General features: G+C 72.0%; 22 protein-coding genes. 11 read left to right on the forward strand and 11 right to left on the reverse strand.

Annotation, left to right across the window (positions count from 1 at the left end; genetic code table 11):
• Window positions 1-23: 23 nt before the first annotated feature.
• The gene (locus OG746_RS19590) at window positions 24-1106 is read right to left on the reverse strand and encodes a LacI family DNA-binding transcriptional regulator (protein ID WP_266716209.1); all 1083 of its coding nucleotides are present in this window, start codon (window positions 1104-1106) and stop codon (window positions 24-26) included.
• A gap of 105 nt (window positions 1107-1211) precedes the next feature.
• On the opposite strand from OG746_RS19590, the gene OG746_RS19595 reads away from it, so the two are divergent.
• Window positions 1212-2174: an ROK family protein gene (locus OG746_RS19595; protein ID WP_266716211.1), complete on the forward strand. Its 963-nt coding sequence runs from the start codon at window positions 1212-1214 to the stop codon at window positions 2172-2174.
• 102 nt (window positions 2175-2276) lie between these two features.
• Here the strand turns inward: OG746_RS19595 and OG746_RS19600 are convergent, their stop codons facing one another.
• Window positions 2277-2705 carry an STAS domain-containing protein gene (locus OG746_RS19600; protein WP_266716213.1) on the reverse strand — a complete coding sequence of 143 codons (429 nt, stop codon included), beginning with the start codon at window positions 2703-2705 and terminating at the stop codon, window positions 2277-2279.
• Between the two features lie 647 nt (window positions 2706-3352).
• On the opposite strand from OG746_RS19600, the gene OG746_RS19605 reads away from it, so the two are divergent.
• A complete protein-coding gene (locus tag OG746_RS19605) occupies window positions 3353-4348 on the forward strand; it encodes an NUDIX domain-containing protein (protein WP_266716215.1) in 996 nt (331 codons plus the stop codon).
• On the opposite strand, the gene OG746_RS19610 is transcribed toward OG746_RS19605, so the two are convergent.
• Both OG746_RS19610 and OG746_RS19615 read right to left on the reverse strand, forming a co-directional pair.
• Window positions 4318-5082, reverse strand: coding sequence for an MBL fold metallo-hydrolase (locus tag OG746_RS19610; RefSeq protein WP_266716217.1), 765 nt, complete (start codon window positions 5080-5082; stop codon window positions 4318-4320). The two genes, OG746_RS19605 and OG746_RS19610, sit on opposite strands and share 31 nt — an antisense overlap.
• A 72-nt stretch (window positions 5083-5154) precedes the next feature.
• On the reverse strand, window positions 5155-6516 hold the full coding sequence (locus tag OG746_RS19615) for a dipeptidase (RefSeq protein WP_266716219.1): 1362 nt from the start codon (window positions 6514-6516) through the stop codon (window positions 5155-5157).
• Between the two features lie 143 nt (window positions 6517-6659).
• Between OG746_RS19615 and OG746_RS19620 the strand changes: the two genes are divergently transcribed.
• Window positions 6660-7898, forward strand: coding sequence for a geranylgeranyl reductase family protein (locus tag OG746_RS19620; protein WP_524540433.1), 1239 nt, complete (start codon window positions 6660-6662; stop codon window positions 7896-7898).
• 34 nt (window positions 7899-7932) lie between these two features.
• Here the strand turns inward: OG746_RS19620 and OG746_RS19625 are convergent, their stop codons facing one another.
• Window positions 7933-8391: a nitroreductase/quinone reductase family protein gene (locus OG746_RS19625; RefSeq protein ID WP_266716223.1), complete on the reverse strand. Its 459-nt coding sequence runs from the start codon at window positions 8389-8391 to the stop codon at window positions 7933-7935.
• A gap of 148 nt (window positions 8392-8539) precedes the next feature.
• On the opposite strand from OG746_RS19625, the gene OG746_RS19630 reads away from it, so the two are divergent.
• From OG746_RS19630 to OG746_RS19640, 3 genes are all read left to right on the forward strand, one after another.
• Window positions 8540-9265 (forward strand): TetR/AcrR family transcriptional regulator, encoded by a 726-nt coding sequence (locus tag OG746_RS19630; protein ID WP_266716225.1) that lies wholly within the window; start codon window positions 8540-8542, stop codon window positions 9263-9265.
• Window positions 9266-9343: 78 nt separating this feature from the next.
• The gene (locus tag OG746_RS19635) at window positions 9344-10597 is read left to right on the forward strand and encodes a sensor histidine kinase (protein WP_266716227.1); all 1254 of its coding nucleotides are present in this window, start codon (window positions 9344-9346) and stop codon (window positions 10595-10597) included.
• A complete protein-coding gene (locus OG746_RS19640; RefSeq protein ID WP_266716228.1) occupies window positions 10594-11259 on the forward strand; it encodes a response regulator in 666 nt (221 codons plus the stop codon). The genes OG746_RS19635 and OG746_RS19640 overlap by 4 nt, the downstream gene beginning before the upstream one ends.
• 21 nt (window positions 11260-11280) lie before the next feature.
• Here OG746_RS19640 and OG746_RS19645 read toward each other — a convergent pair whose 3' ends face one another.
• From OG746_RS19645 to OG746_RS19655, 3 genes are all read right to left on the reverse strand, one after another.
• The gene (locus tag OG746_RS19645) at window positions 11281-12030 is read right to left on the reverse strand and encodes a maleylpyruvate isomerase family mycothiol-dependent enzyme (RefSeq protein WP_266716229.1); all 750 of its coding nucleotides are present in this window, start codon (window positions 12028-12030) and stop codon (window positions 11281-11283) included.
• 56 nt (window positions 12031-12086) lie between these two features.
• Window positions 12087-13298: an MFS transporter gene (locus OG746_RS19650; RefSeq protein WP_524540434.1), complete on the reverse strand. Its 1212-nt coding sequence runs from the start codon at window positions 13296-13298 to the stop codon at window positions 12087-12089.
• A 102-nt stretch (window positions 13299-13400) separates the two neighbouring features.
• Window positions 13401-14180, reverse strand: coding sequence for a DeoR/GlpR family DNA-binding transcription regulator (locus tag OG746_RS19655; RefSeq protein ID WP_266716230.1), 780 nt, complete (start codon window positions 14178-14180; stop codon window positions 13401-13403).
• 191 nt (window positions 14181-14371) lie between these two features.
• Between OG746_RS19655 and OG746_RS19660 the strand changes: the two genes are divergently transcribed.
• Together OG746_RS19660 and OG746_RS19665 are read left to right on the forward strand one after the other, a co-directional pair.
• On the forward strand, window positions 14372-15289 hold the full coding sequence (locus tag OG746_RS19660; protein ID WP_266716232.1) for an SIS domain-containing protein: 918 nt from the start codon (window positions 14372-14374) through the stop codon (window positions 15287-15289).
• A 34-nt stretch (window positions 15290-15323) separates the two neighbouring features.
• The gene (locus OG746_RS19665) at window positions 15324-16175 is read left to right on the forward strand and encodes a class II fructose-bisphosphate aldolase (protein WP_266716234.1); all 852 of its coding nucleotides are present in this window, start codon (window positions 15324-15326) and stop codon (window positions 16173-16175) included.
• A gap of 110 nt (window positions 16176-16285) precedes the next feature.
• On the opposite strand, the gene OG746_RS19670 is transcribed toward OG746_RS19665, so the two are convergent.
• From OG746_RS19670 to OG746_RS19680, 3 genes are all read right to left on the reverse strand, one after another.
• Complete coding sequence (locus OG746_RS19670; protein WP_266716236.1) at window positions 16286-16972, reverse strand: TetR/AcrR family transcriptional regulator; 687 nt, start codon at window positions 16970-16972, stop codon at window positions 16286-16288.
• Window positions 16973-17059: 87 nt separating this feature from the next.
• Window positions 17060-18562 (reverse strand): class I adenylate-forming enzyme family protein, encoded by a 1503-nt coding sequence (locus tag OG746_RS19675; protein WP_266716238.1) that lies wholly within the window; start codon window positions 18560-18562, stop codon window positions 17060-17062.
• 3 nt (window positions 18563-18565) lie between these two features.
• On the reverse strand, window positions 18566-19138 hold the full coding sequence (locus tag OG746_RS19680) for a VOC family protein (RefSeq protein WP_266716240.1): 573 nt from the start codon (window positions 19136-19138) through the stop codon (window positions 18566-18568).
• A gap of 123 nt (window positions 19139-19261) precedes the next feature.
• Between OG746_RS19680 and OG746_RS19685 the strand changes: the two genes are divergently transcribed.
• The 3 genes from OG746_RS19685 to OG746_RS19695 all read left to right on the forward strand — a co-directional run bounded on the left by OG746_RS19685 (window position 19262) and on the right by OG746_RS19695 (window position 22476).
• Window positions 19262-20380: an alpha/beta hydrolase gene (locus OG746_RS19685; RefSeq protein ID WP_266716242.1), complete on the forward strand. Its 1119-nt coding sequence runs from the start codon at window positions 19262-19264 to the stop codon at window positions 20378-20380.
• Between the two features lie 87 nt (window positions 20381-20467).
• Window positions 20468-21988: a class I adenylate-forming enzyme family protein gene (locus OG746_RS19690; protein ID WP_266716244.1), complete on the forward strand. Its 1521-nt coding sequence runs from the start codon at window positions 20468-20470 to the stop codon at window positions 21986-21988.
• A 77-nt stretch (window positions 21989-22065) separates the two neighbouring features.
• On the forward strand, window positions 22066-22476 hold the full coding sequence (locus OG746_RS19695) for a nuclear transport factor 2 family protein (protein ID WP_266716246.1): 411 nt from the start codon (window positions 22066-22068) through the stop codon (window positions 22474-22476).
• Window positions 22477-22483 lie beyond the last annotated feature (7 nt).

Below are 22483 nucleotides of genomic sequence, written 5' to 3' on the forward strand. Positions count from 1 at the left end.
GAACCGACCGCCCCCGCGTCCGCTCAGTCGGAGGGCGGCAGTTCGCCCGAGCCGCGCTGGATCAGGCGCGTCGTCAGCTCTATCCGCTCGGGCGGCAGCGCCGCCCCGTCCAGCTGAAGGAAGAGACGGTCCGCCGCCGTGCGGCCCAGCTGCGCCGCGTCCTGCGACACGACCGTCACGCCCGGCTTCAGCAGGTCGCCCAGCTCGATGTCGTCGAAGCCGACCAGGGCCACGGGGCGTTCGTGTTCGGACAGGACGCGGACGGCCGTGACCGTCACACGGTTGTTGCCCGAGAAGATCGCCGTGACCGGGTCGGGGCCCGTGAGCATGTCCTCGGCCGCCCGCCGCACCCGCTCGGGTTCGGTGGCACCGAGCGACACCCACCGGTCGTCGACGGCGAGCCCGGCGTCCTCCATGGCCGCCCGGTACCCGCGCACACGCTCGATCGCCGTGTGGATGCGGGGCTGGTCGCCGATGAAGCCGATCCGGCGGTGGCCCTGGGCGATGAGGTGGGCGACACCGTCGCGCGCGCCACCGAAGTTGTCGGACAGCACCACGTCCGCGTCGATCTTCCCTGCGGGCCGGTCCACGAAGACGGTCGCGACACCGGCCGCGATCTCCGGCGCCAGGTACTGGTGGTCGGTGCCCGCGGGGATCACCACGAGCCCGTCCACGCGCCGCGCGCACAGCGCGAGCACCAACTCCTGCTCCCGCTCCGGGTCCTCGGCGCTCGACCCGTTGATCAGCAGCGCCCCGTGCGCCCGCGCGACCTCCTCGACGGCGCGACTGAGCGGCCCGTAGAACGGGTCGGCCAGATCCTCCAGGACGAGTCCGATGCTCGCCGTACGTCCCTTGCGCAGGACGCGTGCGCTGTCGTTGCGCCGGAAGCCGAGCGCGGCGATCGCCTCCTGTACGCGGCGCTCGGTGTCCTCGGTGACACCCGGCTCCGCGTTGACGACGCGGGAGACCGTCTTCAGGCCGACCCCGGCCCGCGCGGCGACGTCCTTCATCGTCGGTCGGTTGCCGTAGCGGTTCTCGGTGCGGCGGGCGGTACGGTCCACTGTGCGCTGTCCTGTCCTGTCGTCCCGGCGTGTGGCGTCGAGCATAGGGCCTGGACAACGTTGTCAGATGCGAGAGAGACTGTCCATCACTGATCGGTTGTCCACTCGCAGCCGCCCATCCGACCTGCCTTTCCAGGGGAACAGACACTGATGCACATGGACCTCGTCGCCGCGCTCGACATCGGCGGCACCAAGATCGCCGGTGCCCTTGTGGACGACCGGGGCCACCTCCTTCTGCGAGCGCAGCGGCCGACCCTCGCGCAGGAGGACGGCGAGACGGTGATGGGCGCGGTGGTGGAGGTGCTCGGCGAGCTCACGGCCTCCGACCTGTGGCCGCGGGTACGCGCCGTGGGCATCGGCAGCGCCGGACCCGTGGACCGCTCGCGAGGCACGGTCAGTCCGGTCAACGTGCCGGGCTGGCGCGGGTTTCCGCTGGTCGACCGGGTTCGCGAGGTGACGGGCGAGCTGCCCGTCGAGCTGATCGGCGACGGCGTGGCGATCACGGCCGCCGAGCACTGGCAGGGCGCGGCCCAGGGCCACGACAACGCGCTGTGCATGGTCGTGTCGACCGGTGTCGGCGGCGGCCTGATCCTCGGCGGCGAACTGCACCCCGGCCCGACGGGCAACGCCGGGCACATCGGCCACATCAGCGTCGACCTCGACGGCGACCCGTGCCCGTGCGGCGCGCGCGGCTGCGTCGAGCGCATCGCCAGCGGTCCCAACATCGCCCGTCGCGCCCTCGCCGAGGGCTGGCAGCCGGGGTCCGACGGAGACGCCACGGCCGCCGCCGTGGCCCGCGCGGCCCGCGCCGGTGACCCGGTGGCGATCGCCTCCTTCGAGCGCGCGGCACAGGCGCTCGCGGCCGGTATCGCGGCGACGGCGACGCTCGTGGAGATCGACATCGCGGTGATCGGCGGTGGCGTGGCAAAGGCCGGCGACGTGCTGTTCACGCCCCTGCGTCGCGCACTGCGCGACTACGCCACGCTGTCCTTCGTGCAGGGCCTCACGGTGGCGCCGGCGTCGACGGGCACGGACGCCGGTCTCGTGGGCGCGGCGGCAGCGGCGCTGCGCGTGGGTCCGAGTGTGAACGGGGTGCGCCGGCAGGCGGTTTGAGGCACCGGCGGGCACACCGTCGTCACGTACGGACGGACCGCCACACGTACGGAAGACCGCCACGCGTACGGAAAGACCCGCCATGCCCTCCGTCGCTGTCCACTATCCGGGCAGCTGGCGGTCCCTGCGCACCGCCTCGCCCACCGTCCAGGCCGGCGCCAGCAGCCCGGTCAGTCCGGCCAGGGAAATGAGGCGGAGGGTGAGGCGGTGGCGGCAGACCACGGTGACGCGGCCGTCGTGCTCGCGGGCCCTCTCCGCGGCGCGCTCCAGGAGCCTGAGGCCGGAGCAGTCGAAGAACGTGGTGCCGGTCAGGTCGACGACCAGCACGCGGTAGGGCTTGGCTGCCACCGAGTTGAGGATCGGGGAGATCTGATGGAACGTCAAAATGTCGATCTCGTCGGTCAGTTCGACCACGACGCAGTCCCCGACGGTACGCAACCGGGGTGCGGGGGTGCCGTCCTCAAGCGCGGACGTGATGTCGATGGCTCCGAAAGCGCTGAAGGCGCAGTCCTGTTGCCCGCTCTGTAGCATTTGGCCCCCCGGGTCACGAGCCCGGCCGGGTCCGAGGACGGTACCGGGCGGGCGGAACGAGGCCACCGGGGTCCAGGGTGCCTGGTCGATCACGCTAGTCGGAGGATTCCCTCGCTGTGGAGGCGTAACGATTCCTGAGCAGCCCACGTCACTTGATGGGGTGAATAACTGCGAAATCACTTGACGTTCGGGGTTGTTCCGCTAAGGGCGCTACCCGTGTGTTCTGTGCACACCCCGTGTGAACTCCGCACCGTCACCGGACGTGCACACACGGTGTCGCACTCCGCCGGGGCGCGCTTGACTGGCTCGAAGAAAACGCGGGAGGTCATGATCAGGGCCGGTCGTCGACCGTCGGGCAGCGGTGGGCGTCATCCGGCCGACGGGTCTCTCGCGTGCGACTCCGGGGCTCCCCCGATACCCGGAGTCGCGCGGGCGGTGTCATGGCGTGCGACCGCCTGGTACGGAGAGCCCGCCTGCCGCGACTTCCCTGGGTGGTGGGCGGGCTCTCCGTACGACGGGCCCTGGGGCCCGCCTTCAAACTCCCCCGAGAGGTCGCTGGTCCATACATCGATCCCCTCATCAGCGGCTGGTTTCCGTGACAGGGTGTTGCGGGCAAGCCACAGGGGGCCGATGGATGAGGGGGAGCCGTGATCGTCTGGATCAACGGGGCGTCCCGCGCGGGGAAGACCACCGCGGCGCGGGAGTTGATCGACCTGATCCCCGACTGCACACTCTTCGACCCCGAGGTGATCGACGGGGAGCTGGAGCGACTGCTGCCCGCCAAGCGCCTTGCCGAGGTGAGCGACCATCAGGACCTGCCGATCTGGCGGCGCCTCGTCGTCGACACCGCCGCGGCGCTCCTCGCCGAGCTGGGTGGCGTGCTCGTGGTGCCGATGGGGCTGCTCCGTGAGGAGTACCGCGACGAGGTCTTCGGTGGGCTCGCGGCCCGGCGGATTCCTGTGTGTCATGTGCTCCTTGCTCCTGGGGAAACGATCCTGCGCGCCCGTGACCCTGCCGGAGAGGCCCCCGCCGACATCGAGCCGTACCGGGCCGCGCTCGCCGGCTGGCTCACCGCCGACGCCTACCCCGTCGACAACAGCGCCCTGTCCCCGTACGAGACCGCCGTCCGGATCGCCGCGGCGCTGCGCACCGGGGACGCGCCGTCCTGCGACATCGTGCAGACGCCCGAGCCCACTGCGGAGACGGTCGCCGCGGGTGTGCTGCTCTTCGACGACGAGGACCGGGTGCTGCTCGTCGACCCCACGTACAAGCCGGGCTGGGAGTTCCCCGGCGGTGTCGTCGAGGCGGGCGAGGCGCCCGCGCGCGCGGGCGTGCGTGAGGTGGCGGAGGAGACGGGGATCCAACTCGACGACGTGCCACGGCTGTTGGTCGTCGACTGGGAGGCACCCGTGCCGCCCGGCTACGGCGGCCTGCGGCTCCTCTTCGACGGCGGCCGGCTCATGGGCTCGCGGGCTCACGAAGTGCTGCTACCGGGGCCCGAGTTGCGCGCATGGCGCTTCGTGACGGAGAGCGAGGCGGCCGTGCTGCTGCCGCCCGTACGGTTCGAGCGGCTGCGCTGGGCCCTCAGGGCGCGCGAACGCGGCGCCGCCCACTACTTGGAGGCCGGGGTGCCGGTGGGGTGAGCGCGCGCCACCGCCGCCCGCAGCGCCGCGCCCGCGCCGCCCACCACCGGATCGCCGTGCCCGAAGCAGGCCACCTCGCTGTCGAGCCCGGCGAGCCGCCGGTAGGAGGCGATCGCCCGCTCCTTGTCCAGGTTGAACACGCCGAGCATCACCTGCCCGTCCAGCGGTGACGCCGCGATCGCGTCGCCGGTGAACAGCACGCCGTGCCGGGGGAGATGGACCGCGATCGACCCCTCGGTGTGTCCGGGCGCCGCGACCACGTGCGCCCCGTCACCGAAGTCGAGCACGTCACCGTCGTCCAACTCCCTTACGTAGTAAGGGAGCACAGGGTCGGCCGGACGCGGCGGGAGTTGGGCCAGCGCTTGCGCGTGAAGGGGACGTTCCCAGTCCTCGTGGACCGGCTCGGGCCCCACCGCCTCGCCGCGCACATAGGGTGCGTCGAGCCGGTGTGCCGACACCTCGGCCCCGCTGAGGCGCGCGAACTCCCCGGCCCCGCCCGCATGGTCCTCGTGGAAGTGCGTGAGCACGATCCGCCGTACGTCGCCGGGTTCGTGCCCCCACGCGCGTACGGCGTCGGCGACGGGACGCGCCGCGCCGACCGCGCCCGCGTCGATGAGCGTCAACCCGGCCGCGTCGCGCCAGAGATAGGCCTGGCCGACGGCGAACCGCAGCAACCGGAGCCGGGGTGTGACGTCGATGGTCCCGGTGACCGGGTACGCGTCGGTGGTGTCCATGCCGCGACCGTACGAGCCCCCTGCCCCGAGCCGCGTACGACTTGGCTCAGGGCAGAGACGCGGTGTGCGGGGTCAGTTGGCGGCCGCGTACTTCTGAAGGAACAGGGCCTCCGCCACCGAGAGACGCTCCAGCTCCTCCGGGGACACCGACTCGTTGACCGCGTGGATCTGGGCCTCCGGCTCGCTCAGGCCGATGAGCAGGATCTCCGCCTCCGGGTAGAGCGAGGCGAGCGTGTTGCACAACGGGATCGAGCCGCCCTGGCCCGCGTACTGCATCTCCTGTCCGTCGTACGCCTGCGCCATGGCGTCGGCCATCGCCGCGTACGCGGGGCTCGAGGTGTTCGCGCGGAACGGCTGGCCCTGGCCGACCTGTTCGACCGCGACCCGGGCGCCCCACGGGGTGTGCGCCTCGATGTGCGCCATGAGGAGCTTCGTGGCCTCCGAGGCGTCGACGCCCGGCGGGACGCGCAGGCTGATCAGCGCGCGGGCACCCGCCTGCACGGACGGCGTCGCGCCGACGACGGGCGGGCTGTCGATGCCGAGGACGGTGACGGCGGGGCGCGCCCAGATGCGGTCGGCGACCGTGCCGGATCCGATCAGGCCGACGCCGTCGAGCACCTTCGCGTCCTTGCGGAACGTTTCCTCGTCGTACTGCAGGCCGTCCCAGGACTCCGCGGAGTCCAGTCCTTCGATGGTCGTCGAGCCGTCCTCGGCGCGCAGCGAGTCCAGGACGCGGACCAGGGCGGCGAGCGCGTCCGGTGCGGCGCCGCCGAACTGGCCGGAGTGCAGGTTGCCTTCGAGGGTGTCGACCTGGACGCGGACCAGCGTCATGCCGCGCAGGGTCGCCGTCGCGGTCGGCAGGCCGACGCGGAAGTTGCCCGCGTCGCCGATGACGATCGTGTCGGCGGTGAGCAGTTCGGGGTGCTGCTCGGCGTAGCGCTCCAGGCCGCCCGTGCCCTGCTCCTCGGAACCCTCCGCGATCACCTTGACGTTGACCGGCACCCCGCCGTTCGCCTTCAGCGCGCGGATCGCCAGCAGGTGAAGCAGCACGCCGCCCTTGCAGTCGGCCGATCCGCGCCCGTACCAGCGGCCGTCCGCGCGCTCCGTCAGTTCGAACGGGGGTGTCACCCACGCCGACTCGTCCAGCGTCGGCTGTACGTCGTAGTGCGCGTACAGCAGCACCGTGGGCGCACCCGCGGGGCCGGGCAGGAATCCGTACACCGACTGCGTGCCGTCCGGGGTGTCGAGCAGTGCGACGTCCTGAAAACCCTCCGAGCGCAGTGCGTCGGCGACCCAGTTCGCGGCGCCCTCGCTCTCGCTCTTCGGGTATTGCTCGAAGTCCGCCACCGACTTGAAAGCGACCAGTTCGGTCAGCTCCGTCTTGGCCCTCGGCATGAGCGAGGCGACGGTCTCGGCGATCGGATGCGGCGACATGGGCACGCTCCTCGTAGGTGCGACGTTGTGCAGGGTGTGCGGAAGATCCTCCCATAGAGGGCCGACGCACTGCCCGCCGTAGGATGCCTGGGACAGGTGCGGCAGGCATTCCAAGATGGCCGAAACGGGAGCAGCAGACCATCGTGAGCAGCGAGAATCCGGCGACGGACGGCACGGACGGCAACGAGACGGGCGACGGCGGGCCCTCCGGGAGTGTGTGGGACGTCGTCGTCGTGGGCGCGGGCCCGGCCGGCGCCTCCGCCGCGTACGCGGCCGCGAGCGCGGGGCGTCGGGTGCTGCTCCTGGAGAAGGCCGAACTGCCCCGCTACAAGACGTGCGGCGGCGGCATCATCGGCCCTTCGCGGGACTCGCTGCCGCCCGGCTTCGTGCTGCCGTTCAAGGACCGGATCAACGCGGTGACGTTCTCCCTGAACGGCAGGTACACCCGCACCCGGCGCTCCAAGAAGATGCTGTTCGGGCTCATCAACCGGCCCGAGTTCGACGCCCAGCTCGTCGAGCATGCCCAGAAGGCGGGCGCCGAGCTGCGCACCGGTGTCACGGTGACGAGCGTCGAGCAGCACGGCAGCGCCGTGCCCGACCGGCGTACCGTCGCGGTCGGGCTGCAGGGCGGCGAGACGATCCTGGCGCGGGCCGTGGTCGGCGCCGACGGCAGCGCGAGCCGGATCGGCGCGCATGTCGGCGTGGAGATGGACCAGGTCGACCTCGGCCTCGAGGCGGAGATCCCGGTACCGCAGAGCGTCGCCGAGGACTGGCAGGGGCGGGTCCTCATCGACTGGGGGCCGATTCCCGGCAGTTACGGGTGGGTGTTCCCGAAGGGCGACACCCTCACCGTGGGCGTGATCTCGGCGAAGGGGGAAGGCGCCGCCACCAAGCGGTACTTGGAGGACTTCATCGCGCGCCTCGGGCTCGCCGGCTTCGATCCTTCGATCTCGTCCGGGCACCTGACGCGCTGCCGCGCCGACGACTCGCCGCTCTCGCGCGGCCGCGTCCTGGTGTGCGGCGACGCGGCGGGACTCCTGGAGCCGTGGACCCGGGAGGGCATCTCGTTCGCGCTGCGCTCGGGGCGGCTCGCGGGGGAGTGGGCGGTGCGCGTCGCCGAGGCGCACGACGCGGTGGACGCGCGGCGCCAGGCGCTGAACTACGCGTTCGCCGTCAAGGCCGGGCTCGGCGTCGAAATGGCCGTCGGCAAGAGCATGTTGGCCGTCTTCGAGCGCAAGCCGGGGCTGCTGCACGCGGTACTCACCTCGGTGCGCCCCGCGTGGAACGCGTTCGCGAGGATCACGCGGGGCTCGTCCTCCCTGGGCGAGCTCGTGCGGACGCATCCGATGGCGGGGCGGGCACTGTCGCGGCTCGACCGATGACGGTCACTTGACCGTGCTCCGGGCCGCGTCACGGTCACTTGACCGTGACGCGGAAGACCGGGTGGTCCGGCAGAGCGGCGGACAGCTCGGCGTCCGTCGACTTCGCCGTGACGCCCTTGAAGTAGTCGTTCACCTGCCAGCCCCACCGCTCCAGGTACGTGCGCAGCACGTCGCGCTTGAGGTCGTCGTCGGACAGCTCGACGGCCTCGAACGTGCGGACCTTGCGGCCCACCCGCAGCTCGCCGCCGCCCGCGGCGTGCATGTTCTTCACCCACTGCGAGTGGCCGCGCGCCGAGATCAGGTACTGCTTGCCCTCGTACGTGTGCGGGTTGACCGGGATGCGCTGCATCTCGCCGCTCTTGCGGCCGCGGACGGAGAGCTCCGCGGAGCCGGCGAGGCTGAGTCCGCGGCGGGCCAGCCAGCCGATGACCCGGTTCAGGCGGACGGCAGTCGGGTTGGCCTTCAGGTAGTAAGGCTCGGACTGTGCGGTCATGGCGACCCCCGGAGTGATTTCGAGAGCGGTGCTCTCGCTTGAGAGCAGTCTGCACGGGTTTGATGATCCAAAGCAAGAGCGGTGCTCTCTTTTTTGAGCGCCGCACTGTGATGTGTGCACCGCTCCATATCCGTGGAACACTCGAACCATGAGTACGCGCCGCAGCACACCCCCACGAGCCACGAGTGCCGCCCAGGGAGCCCGCGCCCGCGCCCGGCAAGAGATCACCACCGCCATCAAGGACGAGGCGCGCAGACAGCTCGCCGAGAGTGGCGCGGCCAAGCTCTCGCTGCGCGCTGTGGCCCGGGAACTCGGCATGGTCTCATCGGCCCTGTACCGCTATTTCCCCAGCCGTGACGACCTGCTGACCGCGCTCATCATCGACGCGTACGACGCCCTCGGCGAGGCCGCCGAAGGCGCCGACGTCGGCTTCGTCCGGACGTCGGCGGCCACTGAGCGCTGGAGCGCCGTGTGCGGGGCGGTACGGGACTGGGCTCTGACGTACCCGCACGAGTACGCCCTCATCTACGGGTCGCCCGTGCCCGGATATACGGCTCCGGACACCACGGTCAGGGCCGCCGCGCGCGTCGGGCAACTGCTCATGGGGATCGTCCGCGACGCGCACCAGGGCGGCGGCGTGACGCCGCCCGAGCTCTCCGGCGCGCTGCGGGCCGAGGCCGAGCGCATGGCCGCGGATCTCGCGCCGGACCTGCCACCGGGGGTGGTGGCCGCGCTCGTCGCCGCGTGGGCGCAACTGTTCGGGCTCATCGGTTTCGAGCTGTTCGGCCAGTTCAACCGCGTCGTCGACGACCGATCCGCCTTCTTCGCCCACGCCGTGTCGCGGCTCGCCCAGGACGTCGGGCTCCCCGGGTAGCCGTACTCCCGCGGAAGTACACGTGATCACCTCGCACGGCGGACGCCCGACGCCGCCCGGGGCGCTTAGCGTGGCGGCATGGACGAGCAGCGCGTACGTGACGGTGGCCCGCCCCGGCAGTGGGGCGGGCCACCGTGGCTGCGCGACCGGTGGGGGCGCGGGTCCGTCGAGGGCGACCGGCGGTGGCCGTGGCGGTCCACGCTGCTCGTCACCGCGTTCGTCCTCGTGGGGACCAACTTCGCCGCGCACGGGCAGGTGGGCGAGCGCGCGGACCTGGATGTGTTCGCGCGGCTGCTGATGCTCGTCGGGGGTGTACTGCTCCTGTGGCGCCAGCGGTACCCGGTCGCCGTCGCGTTCGGCACGACGGCGTGCGTGACTGTGTACCTGGGCGCCGGATATCCGTACGGTCCTGTGTTCCTGCTCGTGGCCCTCGCGTGCTTCTCCGCGATCGTGGCGGGGCGCCGGTGGGCGGCGTGGGGCGTGGCCGGGGTGCTCTGGCTGGGGCATCTGCTCATCGGGCACTGGCTGTACGCGTATCTGCCGCCCTCGGGCGACGGGCCCGCCCCGTGGGCGCAGGAGGGGATCGTCGCGGCCTGGGTGCTGGCGATCATGGCGATCGCCGAGCTGGCGAGGGTGCGGCGCGAACAGTGGGAGCACGCGCGCGTGGAGCGGGAGAAGGCGGCCAAGCGGCGGGCCGACGAGGAACGCCTGCGCATCGCCCGCGAACTCCACGACGTGCTCGCCCACTCCATCTCCGTGATCAACGTGCAGGCGGGCGTCGGGCTCGCCCTTCTCGACACCGACCCGGAGCAGGCACGCACCGCGCTGACCACCATCAAGAGCGCGAGCAAGGAGGCGCTGGGAGAGGTGCGGCAGGTCCTCGACACCCTCCGGACCCCCGGCGACGCGCCCCGCGCACCCGCACCCGGCCTCGACCGCCTCCCGGAACTCGTCGACCAGGCCGCGGGCGCCGGGCTCACCGTCGACGTCACCACCGAGGGGCCGCGGGCCACGCTGCCGCCGGGCGCGGACCTCGCCGCGTTCCGTATCGTGCAGGAAGCGCTCACCAACGTCGTACGGCACTCGGGCTCACGCCACGCGCGCGTGCAACTGTCGTACGGGGGCGACGCGTTGACGCTCACCGTCGACGACGACGGGCCCTCGACCCACGCCGACGCGGGCGGCAGCGGCAACGGGCTCGCCGGAATGCGCGAGCGCGCCGCCGCCCTCGGTGGCACGATCGAGGCGGGCCCGCGCGCCGACGGAGGTTTTCGCGTCGTTGCCCGGCTCCCGCTCACCACGACCGCCGCCGCACCGGAGGAGCTCCAGTGATCCGCGTACTGCTCGCCGACGACCAGTCGCTCGTCCGCGCCGGGTTCCGGGCGCTGCTCGACGCGCAGAGCGACATCGAGGTCGCGGGCGAGGCGGCGGACGGCGAGGAAGCGGTGCGCCTGGTGCGCGAACTGCGCCCCGACGTCGTGCTCATGGACATCCGCATGCCGCTGCTCGACGGCCTCGCGGCGACCCGCCGGATCGGCGCGGACGCGGACCTGGAGGCGGTGAAGGTGGTCATGCTCACCACCTTCGAACTCGACGAGTACGTCTTCGAGGCCATCCGCTCCGGGGCTTCCGGGTTCCTCGTCAAGGACACCGAGCCGGAGGAACTGCTGCGCGCCGTAAGGGCAGTTGTCCATGGCGACGCGCTGCTCTCGCCGGGCGTCACCCGGCGCCTGATCGCCGAGTTCGCGGCGCGCTCGAAGGAGCCGGCGGCCGCCGCGCCGCTCGACGAACTGACGGAGCGGGAGCGGGAGGTGATGGCGCTCGTCGGCATCGGCCTGTCCAACGAGGAGATCGCCCGCCGCCTCGTCGTCAGCCCGCTCACCGCGAAGACCCATGTGAGCCGCACGATGGTGAAGCTGGGCGCCCGCGACCGGGCCCAACTCGTCGTCCTCGCCTACGAGTCGGGACTCGTGCGGCCGGGATGGCTGGGCTGAGACCGATCGCGGCGCCGCATGCTAGACCCCGGAGTGCTCCCGCCAGAGCGCGGCGAGCGCGGAGTCCCCGCTCACATCCGGGAACGGCAGCCGGTTCCACAGCGCCAGGTACAACCGCGCGGCGGGACCGGTGAGTTCGCACTCCGCCTCGCCCGAGACACCGCGCTCGGCGGCCGGCGGATGCTGCGTGATCCGCACCGTCCACACGGCGTCCGGGCCGGCGTCCGTGGCCCGTACGCGCAGGATCCTGGGAACGTCCGAGCGCACCCTGCTGCGCCCCCGGGCGTGGAAACCGGTGAGCAGCTCGTCGATGCCGTCGACCGCGAACTCCGGGGTGATCGGGGCGGGTTCGTCGTGCGTGGCCCTGTTCAGGGCCGACTGCGCGTCCACGCGGTGCACCGTCGTCTCGTGCGCCTGGCGGCGGGCCCAGAACGCCAACGGCGAGGGGGCCGGGAGGAAGGCCCAGCAGTCCACGTCGGGCCGCGCGTTCGTCAGTGTGTCGACGAGCTGCCGGTGTCCCTCGCGGAACCAGGAGAGCAGGTCGGCGCCGTCCAGTGCGGTGTCGTGCTGGTCGATCCCGTGCGGCTTGAGCTGGCCCTGCGCCACGTACGAGGTCGCCCAGCGGTGCACCGCACCCTGGTGACGTAGGAGATCGCGCACCTGCCAGCCGGGGCACGTCGACACCTTGGCGTCGACGCCCGCCTCTTCTGCGGCCGCGGCCAGCAACTGGCCCTCGTCGTCGACGATTCGAATGTGTTCGGCAATCTGCATACGCGGAGTCTGCCGCTACACGTGTGCGTCAACGCAAGCCAATTCCAATACCTGGTCTACGTCGTCGCCACGCGTCGCGTCGCGAAGCCGATCGTGGCCGCCACGGCGGCGAGCAGCGCCACGCTCGTCAGGGCCGTGGACAGCGAGAACCAGTCCGCCATGAAGCCGATCGCGGGCGGCCCGAGCAGCATGCCGCCGTAGCCGAGCGTGGACGCGGCCGCGACGCCCGTGGGCCCGGCGAGCGCCCCGGCCCGTTCGATCGCGACGGGGAAGAGGTTCGCGAGGCCGATCCCGGTGATCGCGAAGCCGATCAGCGCGAGCCACACCGTGGGCGCCAGCGAGCCGAGCAGCATGCCGACCGCGCCGGTGAGGCCGCCGGCCACCAACGTCCTTGTCCTGCCGAGCCGTTCGAGCAGAGCCGTGCCGGTGAGTCGGCCGATCGTCATGGCGAACGCGAAGCACGAGTAGCTGGCCGCCGCGATGCCCGGGTGGGCGTGCAGGTCCTGCTCCATGTGCAGCGCGCTCCAGTCGGCCAGCGCCCCCTCGCCGTACGCCGTGCACAGCGCGATGAGCCCGAAGACCAGGACGAGGAGGCGGGTGCGGTTGTCGATACGCGTGCTGGTGCGGGGAGCCTCGGTGTCGGGCGTACGGTCCACGGGGCCCGGTGCCGGGTGGCGCAGCAGTGTCGGGGCGGCGCACGCGGTGACGACCAGGCCGATGACGGCGATCGCCATCAGGTGTTTGGTGGGTGTCAGGTGTGCCGCGACCAGTCCGCCGAGGCCCGAGCCGATCATGCCGCCGAGGCTGAACGCGGCGTGGAAGCTGGGCATGATCGGCCTGCCGAGGGCGCCGACCAGGTCGACGGCGGCGCTGTTCATCGCCACGTTGATGCCCCCGTACGCCGCCCCGAACGCCAGCAGGACGAGGCCGAGCGCGAGGGGTGAGTGCGTGAGCGGCGGCAGGATCACGGTCAGCGGGAGCAGCACACCGCACGCGACGGTCACCGCGTGCGAGCCGAAGCGCCGGCACAGCCGCCCGGTCAGCATCATCGTGATGACGGCACCGGCGGAGACGCCGAGTAGCGCGAGGCCGAGGGCGCTCGCGGACGCCCCGGTCTGCGCCTTGACGGCGGGGATGCGCACCACCCAGCCGGCGAAGACGAAGCCGTCGAGCGCGAAGAACGCGGTGAGGGCCAGGCGCAGGCGGGCCAGGGACGCGGCGCGGGGGTCGTCGGCGCTGACGGCCCGGAGTTTGTTCAGTAGCGGCACAAAGTGAGAGTAGGACGGGGTGCCGGGGCAATCAAGCCCGCTCTTGGGACACGAGCCCGCGGGGTCCGGGGCGGAGCCCCGTGACGTGGGGACACGCGCGGGTCACACCGTGAGCACCCGCACGCCCGCCTCTTCGAATCGCTCCAGCGTCGCCTTGTCCGCCGCCGTGTCCGTGACGAGGATGTCCACCTGCGCCACGTCGCAGATCCGGGCGAACGCCCTGTGGCCCAGCTTGCTGGAGTCGGCCGCGACCACCACGCGCTCCGCCCGCTCGCACAGCATCCGGTTGATCGCCGCCTCCGCCTCGTCGTGCGCGGACGCGCCGTGCGTGACGTCGAGGCCGACGACGCCGAGCACCGCCGTGTCGAGCGTGACCTGGCCGAGCACGCCGTCGGCGAGCGGGCCGATCAACTCGTACGACTGCGGGCGCGCGACCCCGCCGGTGAGCACGATCTTGAACTGGGGCCGCACCGCGAGCTCGTTGGCGATGTTGAGCGCGTTCGTGACGATCGTCAGGGCGGGCGTCCCGGACGCGAGGTCGGGCCGGACGGCGAGCGCCCGCGCCACCTCCGTCGTGGTCGTGCCGCCGGTGAGGCCGACCGCCTCACCCGGCGTGACGAGTTCCGCGACGGCCTTCGCGATCCGCTGCTTCTCGGCGGCGCCGAGCGCGGACTTGTAGCGCAACGGGAGTTCATAGCTGACGCCGTGCACGACAGCGCCGCCGCGGGTGCGCACCAGCATCTGCTGCTCGGCGAGCCCGTCGAAGTCGCGGCGGATGGTCGCGGCGGAGACGCCGAGCTCGCTCGCCGCGTCCTCCACGTCCAGGCGCCCGCGCTCGACCAGCAGTTCCAGGAGGGACTTCCAGCGGGCGTCGCGGGACATCGGCGGCTCCAACTCGTCGTTCGTTTCGGCGGTACGTGCGGTGGTGCATTCGGTGGCACGTCGGTGGCACGACCTTAACCGGCATGCGCACGAATGCTTGATTGTGCGCGAAAGCTCGCTATATCTTGCAAGAACACGCATCCAGTGAGCGCGCCCCAGAGGCGTGACCAACCGCGGAGTGGGGGCACGGCATGAGCAACGACCAAGGCCGGACGGGCCACAAGGAAAGCCACGTCGAGAACGAACTGAACAGCCAGCCGGAGTGCTGGACGCGGGCCGCCGGGCTCGCCACCCGGCACAAGGCGGCGCTGCCCGCGGCGGGGGAGCGGGTGGCGATCGTCGGCTGCGGCACCTCGTGGTTCATGGCGCAGGCCGCAGCCGCGCTGCGCGAGCAGGCAGGGCAGGGTGAGACCGACGCGTTCGCCGCGTCGGAGTTCCCGGTGGGCCGCTCCTACGACCACGTGATCGCGCTGACCCGGTCCGGCACCACCACCGAGGTCCTCGACCTCCTCGCCGCCCACCGGGGCAGGGCCCGCACCACGGCGATCACCGGCGACCCGGCCACCCCGATCGCGGACGCCGCGGACGACCTGGTCGTCCTCGACTTCGCCGACGAGCAGTCGGTCGTCCAGACCCGCTTCGCCACCACCGCCCTCACGCTGCTCCGCGCGCACCTGGGCCTGCACTCGGAGCAGGCAGTCGCGGACGCGCGCACGGCGCTCGCCGAGCCGCTGCCCGAAGGCCTCGTGGACTGCGAGCAGTTCACCTTCCTCGGCCGCGGCTGGACGGTCGGCCTCGCGAACGAGGCGGCGCTCAAGATGCGCGAGGCGTCCCTGTCGTGGACCGAGGCGTACCCGGCGATGGAGTACCGCCACGGCCCCATCAGCATCACCACCTCCGGCACCGCGACGTGGATGCTCGGCGAGGCGCCCGAGGGTCTTGCCGCGCAGGTCGCCGCGACCGGTGGGCTCTGGATCGAGGGCCGCCTCGACCCGCTGGCGGAACTGGTCCGCGCCCAGCGCCTCGCGGTCGCCGTCGCGGCCCGCAGGGAGCTCGACCCGGACCGCCCGCGTCACCTCACCCGCTCGGTGATCCTCGACGCCAACTGACCCTCTCCGTACAGGACTTGAGAAGGGAGGGGCAGTGCCCCTCGCAGCAACAGGGACCCTCGTCGGCGCGGCGGCGGCCCGGCGCGGCGCCGTGGCCGCGTTCAACGTGATCACCCTCGAACACATCGAGGCGGTCGTCGCGGGCGCCGAGGCGGCGGACGCCCCCGTCATCCTCCAGATCAGCGAGAACGCCGTGCGCTACCGCTACGGCCGGCTCCTGCCGCTGGCCCGCGCCGCGGTCGCGGCGGCCGAGTCCGCGCGCGTCGACGTGGGCCTGCACCTGGACCACGTACAGAGCGACGAACTGCTGCGGCAGGCCGCCGACGCCGGGTTCGGTTCGGTGATGTACGACGCCGCGCGGCTGCCCTACGACGAGAACCTCGCCGCGACCCGCGCCGCCGCCGACTGGGGGCACGCCAACGGCCTTTGGGTGGAAGCGGAGTTGGGCCAGGTCGGCGGCAAGGACGGCGCCGCGCCCCTGGACGCGCACGCGCCCGGCGCCCGCACCGACCCCGGCGAGGCCCGCGCCTACGTCACCGACACGGGCGTGGACGCGCTCGCCGTCGCGGTCGGCTCCTCGCACGCGATGACCACCCGCACCGCCACGCTCGACCACGACCTGCTCAAACGGCTGGCCGACGGCCTCGACGTGCCGCTGGTGCTGCACGGCTCGTCCGGCGTGCCCGACGACGAACTGGCGGCGGCCGTCCGCGGCGGCATCGCCAAGGTCAACGTGGGGACGGCCCTGAACATCGCGATGACGTCCGCCATCCGCGAGTTCCTCACCGCGCACCCGGAGGCGGTCGACTCCCGCAAGTACCTCAAGGTGGCGCGCGAGGCGATGGTGCGCACCGTGAGCGAGCTGATCGGGGTGGTGCGCGGATGAGGGGAGCGGGGTGATCGGGGCGGTACGCGGCTGAGGGAGCGAACCGCTCGGGTTGGTACGCGCCTGAGTACAGCGAACCGATCGGGGCGGTACGCGCCTGAACGGCCGTCCTACGGGCGCCAGTACACGGACTTGACCCAGATCGTGGCGAGCGCGTCGATGGCGCGCTCCTCGTCCGCCGCGGTGTCCGCCGCGGTCCCGGTCCCGCTGTCGCCGTGCCCCATCCAGATGTAGCAGGAGTGCTCCAGCATCGCCGAAAGGGCCGACGCCGTCAGCTCGGGGTCGGCCCCGGGGCAGTACCCGTCCTTCTGCGCCCGCCGGATCTCGGCCGCGATCATCCCGGTGCCCTCGGCGCGGATCGCCAGCCACCGTTCGCGGAACTCCTCCTCCAGCATCGACGCCTGGAACACCCCGACGAGTTCGCCGCGGTGCCTGCGGTACGTGTGCCAGAACGCGGCCACCGCCTCGCGCAGCGCCTCCTGGGGTGCGAGGCCCGCGCGGTAGGGCCGCTTCGTGAGCTCGGACGCCTCGTGGTGGAAGTCCTCGGCGAGCGCCGCCAGCAGGTCGGCCTTGGTGTCGTAGTAGTTGTAGAACGACGCCACCGACTTGCCGGCCTCGGCCGCGATGTCGCTGATCCGGGAGTTGAGGTAGCCGTCCCTGGCGAACACGGTCCGGGCCGCGGCGCGGAACGCCTCGTCCGTCTCCCGCCCCTTCCGGGTCGCCTTCGCCGCGCGCTCGGCGCCAGGACGGGTCGCCGTCGTCGCCTTGCGCGCGGGCCTGACGGTGTGTCTCCGCATGCTGCGGCCTCCCCTCTTGCCGCCGCGATGCTATCCGGATCGGCCCCGCACCAGGGACGACGGGTGGGACGGGGCGGTTGGGCGGTGTTACGACACCCGGCGCGCGTGCCCGGCCCAGAACGGTTCGCGCAACGGCCCCTTGAGCACCTTTCCCGTGGCATTGCGCGGCAGGCGGGTGGCGACGGTGATGCCGGTCGGCGTCTTGAAATGGGCGAGCCTCTCACGCGCCCAGGCGAGGAACGGTTCGGGCGCGAACCCGCCCTCCGCGTCGACGGGGACGAGCACGGCGTGCACCGTCTCGCCCCAGCGCGGATGCGGAACGCCGATGACCGCGACCTCGCGGACCGCGGGATGCGCCGCGAGCACCGCCTCCACCTCCGCCGGGTACACGTTCTCACCGCCGGACACGATCATGTCATTGAGCCGGTCGACGAGGGTGAGATAGCCGTCGTCGTCGATCGTCCCGATGTCCCCGGTGCGGTAGAAGCCGTCGTCGGTGAGCACTTGGCGGGTGGCGTCGGGATCGTTCCAGTAGCCGGGGAAGGGGGCCGCCCCGCGCACCTGGACCTCGCCGTGTTCACCGAGCCGTATCTCCCAGCCCAGTGAGGGGCGGCCCGCGGTGGCGAGGTGCCCGCGGGACACGTCGTGGTCGGCGGGTGTCAGCGAGCTGATCGGCAGCGGTCCCGTCTCGGTGCTCGCGTACGCCTGCCGGAACCGGCAGCCCAGCGTGGTGACGGCCCGCTCCAGCATCTCGGGCCGGATCGCCGACGCCCCATACACCACCTCGACCAGCGCGGACAGGTCGGGCGGTGTCGCGCGCGAGGCCACTTCCGCCGTCACCGCGTCCACCAACGTCGGTACGAGCTGGGTGAGTTGGATGCGGCGCGCGGCCAGCTCGTCCACGAACCGGGCCGGCGCGAAACCGTCCAGCAGGTGCAGATGGCCGCCGGTGAACAGGGCGTAGCCCAGATTGACGAGCCCCGCGACGTGGAACAGCGGCAGCGCGCTCAGGTGCCGGGCGCCCGGCACGGCCTCCGGCACCTCCAGGGACATGAAGGTGGCCGCCGAGATCAGCATCTCGTGGGTGACCGGCACGAGTTTGGGCCGCCCGGTCGTGCCGCTGGTGTGCAGCAGCGCGCAAGGAGCGGAGGTCAGCATGCGTTCGTGAGGGCGTACGGGGGTCGGGTCGCCGATGGGGGCGTCGGGCGTCAGCGAAAGGACGGCACCGCCGAACCCGCCACCCTCGCCGAGGAGTTGGGCCCCTGCCTCGCCCGTCACCACATGACGTACTTTCATCATGTCCAGCAGCACGGCAACTTCGGGCGCGGCGAGGCGCCAGTTCACCGGCGCGGGCAGCGCCCCGGCCCGGAGCAGGCCGAAGAGCGCGACCGCCCACTCCACCCTGTTGTGCGCGAGCAGCGGGACCACGTCGCCCGGTGCCACCCCGGCCGCCGCGAGGCGCGCCGCCTCGCGCTCCACCGCGTCCGCCAGCTCCGCGTAGCCGAGCTCGCCGCCCCGGTCGTCGCTGAGCGCGATCCGGTCGGCGTCGTGCGCGGCGCGCCAGTCCAGTACGTGCTGCCAGGCCGGCACGGGTCAGCCGGCCGTAGTCGGAGGGACCCGGTCGGCCGCGGTCCGCGGGGTGTGGGCGACATCGCCGGGTTCGCCCATCTCCCGGCGCCAGCAGGCGAATTCGAGCAGGATGCCGTCCGGGTCCTGGAAGTAGAAGGACCGCACGAAGACGCCGTCGTGCAGCTTCTCGGCGTATCCGTCCTCGCTGTCGTCGTGGTCGATGACCGGGCTGACCCGGACGCCGTCCTCCTTGAGCTTGGCGCGGTACTCCAGGAACCGCTCCTCGGGCACGTTGATCGCGACGTGGTTCATGGTGCCGACCGCCGAGATCCACTCGCCGATGCCCGGCACGGTCACCGGCCGGCTCACGCCCGGCACGGCGTCGGGCGCGTCGGCGAACCAGAAGAACGCCAGCGCGTTGCCGCCGCCCATGTCGAAGAAGAAGTGCTGCCCGGCGCCGCCGGGGAACTCGATCGTCTTGATCAGGCGCATGCCGAGGACCCGTGTGTAGAAGTCCACCGTGCGCTCCATGTCCGCACACACCAGGGCGAGATGGTTGACCCCGCCCAGCTCGTACTTCGGGTTCCGCCATGTCATGTGCCGGACCTCCTGTCGTCGACCGGTGAATCCTGTTCTGAATCTAAACTCAGATTCAGAACTGCGCTAGGGTGCCGACGCATCAGGCGTTCGGGAGCCGTTCTCGTCAGAGGAGGCAGCGCAGTGCACGACATCACCAGGGAATTCGTCGGGTTGGCATCGCCGCTGGTGGGGCGGGCGGGGGCCGGTGGCCATCCCTGCCAGGGCATCTACCACTGCCCCGAGGGACACCGCCCGACCACGGCGTTCATCGCCACCCACTACAACGTGGACTTCTCCGAGCACTACTTGGCGTCGTATCTCGCCGAGCGGGGCTACGGCTTCCTCGGCTGGAACACCCGGTTCCGCGGGAACGAGCCGTACTTCCTCCTCGACCACGCGCTGGCGGAGATCGGTGTCGGGGTGCGCTGGCTCAAGGAGGTCGCGGGCGTCGAGCGCGTCGTGCTGCTCGGCAACTCCGGCGGCGGCTCCCTGATGGCCGCCTACCAGTCGCAGGCGGTCGAGCCGAATGTGCTGCCCACGGCGGGCGGCCGTCCCGTGGACGCCATCCAACACCTGGACGCGGGCGACCTGTTCGTGGCCCTGGCCGCGCACTCGGGGCGTCCCGAGGTGCTCACGAACTGGATGGACCCCTCGGTCACGGACGAGACCGACGCCCTCTCCGTCGATCCGGACCTCGACCCCTTCGGCCCGCGCAATCCGGCCCCGTACGACGCGGAGTTCCAGCGGCGCTACCGGGCGGCGCAGCGGGCCCGCAACGAGCGGATCACCGACTGGGCGCTCGAACGGCTCGACGCGCTGCGCGGCACACGCGCCCGCGACCAGCTCTTCCAACTCCACCGCACCTGGGCCGACCTGCGGATGATCGACCCGGCCATCGAGCCGTCGGACCGCCGCCCCAACTGGTGCTATCTGGGCGATCCCGCCCGCGCCAACTACGGCATGTTCGGCATCGGAACGCTCTCCACGCTCCGTACCTGGCTGTCGATGTGGAGCCTGCGCACCTCGCAGTGCATTGCCGCCCCGCACCTGGCCCGGATCACCGTGCCGTCCCTCGTGGTGCACGCCACGGCCGACGCCTGCGTGTACGACAGCGACGCGGACGCGTTGTTCCGCCATCTCGCCGCCCCGGACAAGCGCCTCGAAACCGTCAAGTCCGACCACTACCTCCAGGAGCCGGACGGCACCCGGTCCCTGGCCGCGGACCTGATCGCGAACTGGGTGGCGGAACGCACGCCTTGAAGCGCATCGAGACGTACGTGGCCGGATGGAGACGTACGGACGTACGGAAACGAGTGGAGAGTCACGTCGACGGATGGAGGCGCACGGATGCAGAGCTGGATCCATGTCCTGGAATGGCGGGCCACCACGCGCCCGGACATTCCCGCACTGATCGACGACCGGGGGACCCGTCTCACCTACGCCGAGCTGCTCGCCGCGGTGGAACGGCGGGCCGGTGGCTGGGCGCGGGCGGGCGTCGCGCCCGGTGACGTGGTCGCGGTGATCGCACGCAACAGTGCGGACTTCTTCGTCCACTCCTTCGCGCTGATGCGCGTCGGCGCCATCCCCGCCCTGGTCAACTGGCGCCTCTCGCCAGCCGAGTTGAAGAACCTCTTCGACCTCCTCCAGCCGGTGGCCGTCGCCGCCGACGCCGAGTTCGCCTCGCCCCACGACTTCCCCGTGCGCGTCCGCATCGGCGGCGGCCCGCTCCCCGAGGGATGGCTCGACGGCGACACCCTGGACGCCGCCGCGCCCGCCCGGCCCGTTGAACAGCTGCGCGGCGAGGCGGTCATGGCCCTCGTGCACAGCAGCGGAACCACCGGCAGGCCCAAGGCGGTTCCACTGCGTCACGGTGCACTGATCACCAGCGTCGCCGCCTTCGCCCTGGAGGTCGGCGACCAGGTCGCGGGCGCGCGCCACCTGCAATTGATGCCGCTGTTCCACCTGGGCGGCCTCGGCCAGGCCCTCCAAGTGCTGCTCACCGCAGGCACATTGATAGTCCCCACGGCATTCCGCCCAACGACGGCGATCGACACGGTCGAACGCGAACGCATCCAGTTCTTCACGGCGGGCCCGTCCATCGTCGACATGCTCGTCGCCGAGGTACGCGGCCGTGACCGCGCCCCCGACCTGTCGAGCCTCGTCGAGATCGCCTACGGTTCCGCACCCATCACCCCGACGTCACTGGCGGCCGCCCTCGCCACGTTCGGCTGCCGGTTCCGGCAGATCTACGGCAACACCGAGAGCCAGAGCATGATCAGCCTGCTGGCGCCGGAGGACCACCAGCCGGACAACCCGCGCCTGGCCACGGCGGGGCGGATCTCCTTCGGCTGGGAGGTCGCGATCGTCGACCCGGAGGGGCGGCCGGTGCCCGCCGGCGAGGCGGGTGAACTCCTGATCCGCGGCGACTGCCTCTTCAGCGGCTACTGGAATGCCCCGGAGACCACGGCCGAGGCCTTCACGGACGGCGGCTGGTACCGCACCGGGGACATCGCCCGGCTCGACGCCGACCGCTATCTGACCATCCTCGACCGGGCCACCGACATGATCATCACGGGTGAGGAGAACGTCTACCCGGCGGAGGTCGAGGCGGTCCTCGCACGCCATCCCGGCGTCTCGGAGGCGGCCGTCGTCGGTCGCCCCGACGCCCGTTGGGGCGAGGCGGTGCACGCCGTCGTCGTACCGGCAGTCGGCAGCACACCTACAGCGGAGGCGGTCATCGCCTTCACCCGCGAACACCTGGCCCACTTCAAGTGCCCCCGCAGCGTCGAGTTCACCGCCGAGCTGCCCCGCACCACGACCGGCAAGGTACTCAAGCGCGAGCTGCGCGGCCGCGGCACCGCCGACTGACCCATGGCCGTGATCCGTCCGCACCGCCCACTGACCCACCGCATCGATCCGTCGCTCACCCCTCCCGAGGAGCGCCCATGGACGACCGGCACATCGACCGGCTCATCGACGACCTCATCGACCGGTTCTTCGCCGCCATCGAGGCCGGCGACATCGACACCGTCCGCTCGCTGTACGCGCCGCACGCCGTCATCTGGCACAACGACGACCTCGTGGAACAGTCCGTGGAGGACAACCTCAAGGTGCTGCGCGGCCTGCACCGCACGGTCACCGACCTGCGCTACGAGATCGTCCGCCGGGCCCGCCTCGACGACGGCGTGCTCCAACAACACGTCCTGCACGGCACGTTGCCCGGCGGCGCCGCGGTGACGCTGCACGCCGCCATGTACGTACGGATCGAGGACGGCCGGATCAGCCGCATCGACGAGTACCTGGACTCCGCCCACCGCGCCACGATCCGAGCGGCGCGGGAGGCACAGTCCGGGTGAGCTGAGC

The organism is Streptomyces sp. NBC_01016 (genome assembly GCF_026341035.1).
Lineage (GTDB): Bacteria > Actinomycetota > Actinomycetes > Streptomycetales > Streptomycetaceae > Streptomyces.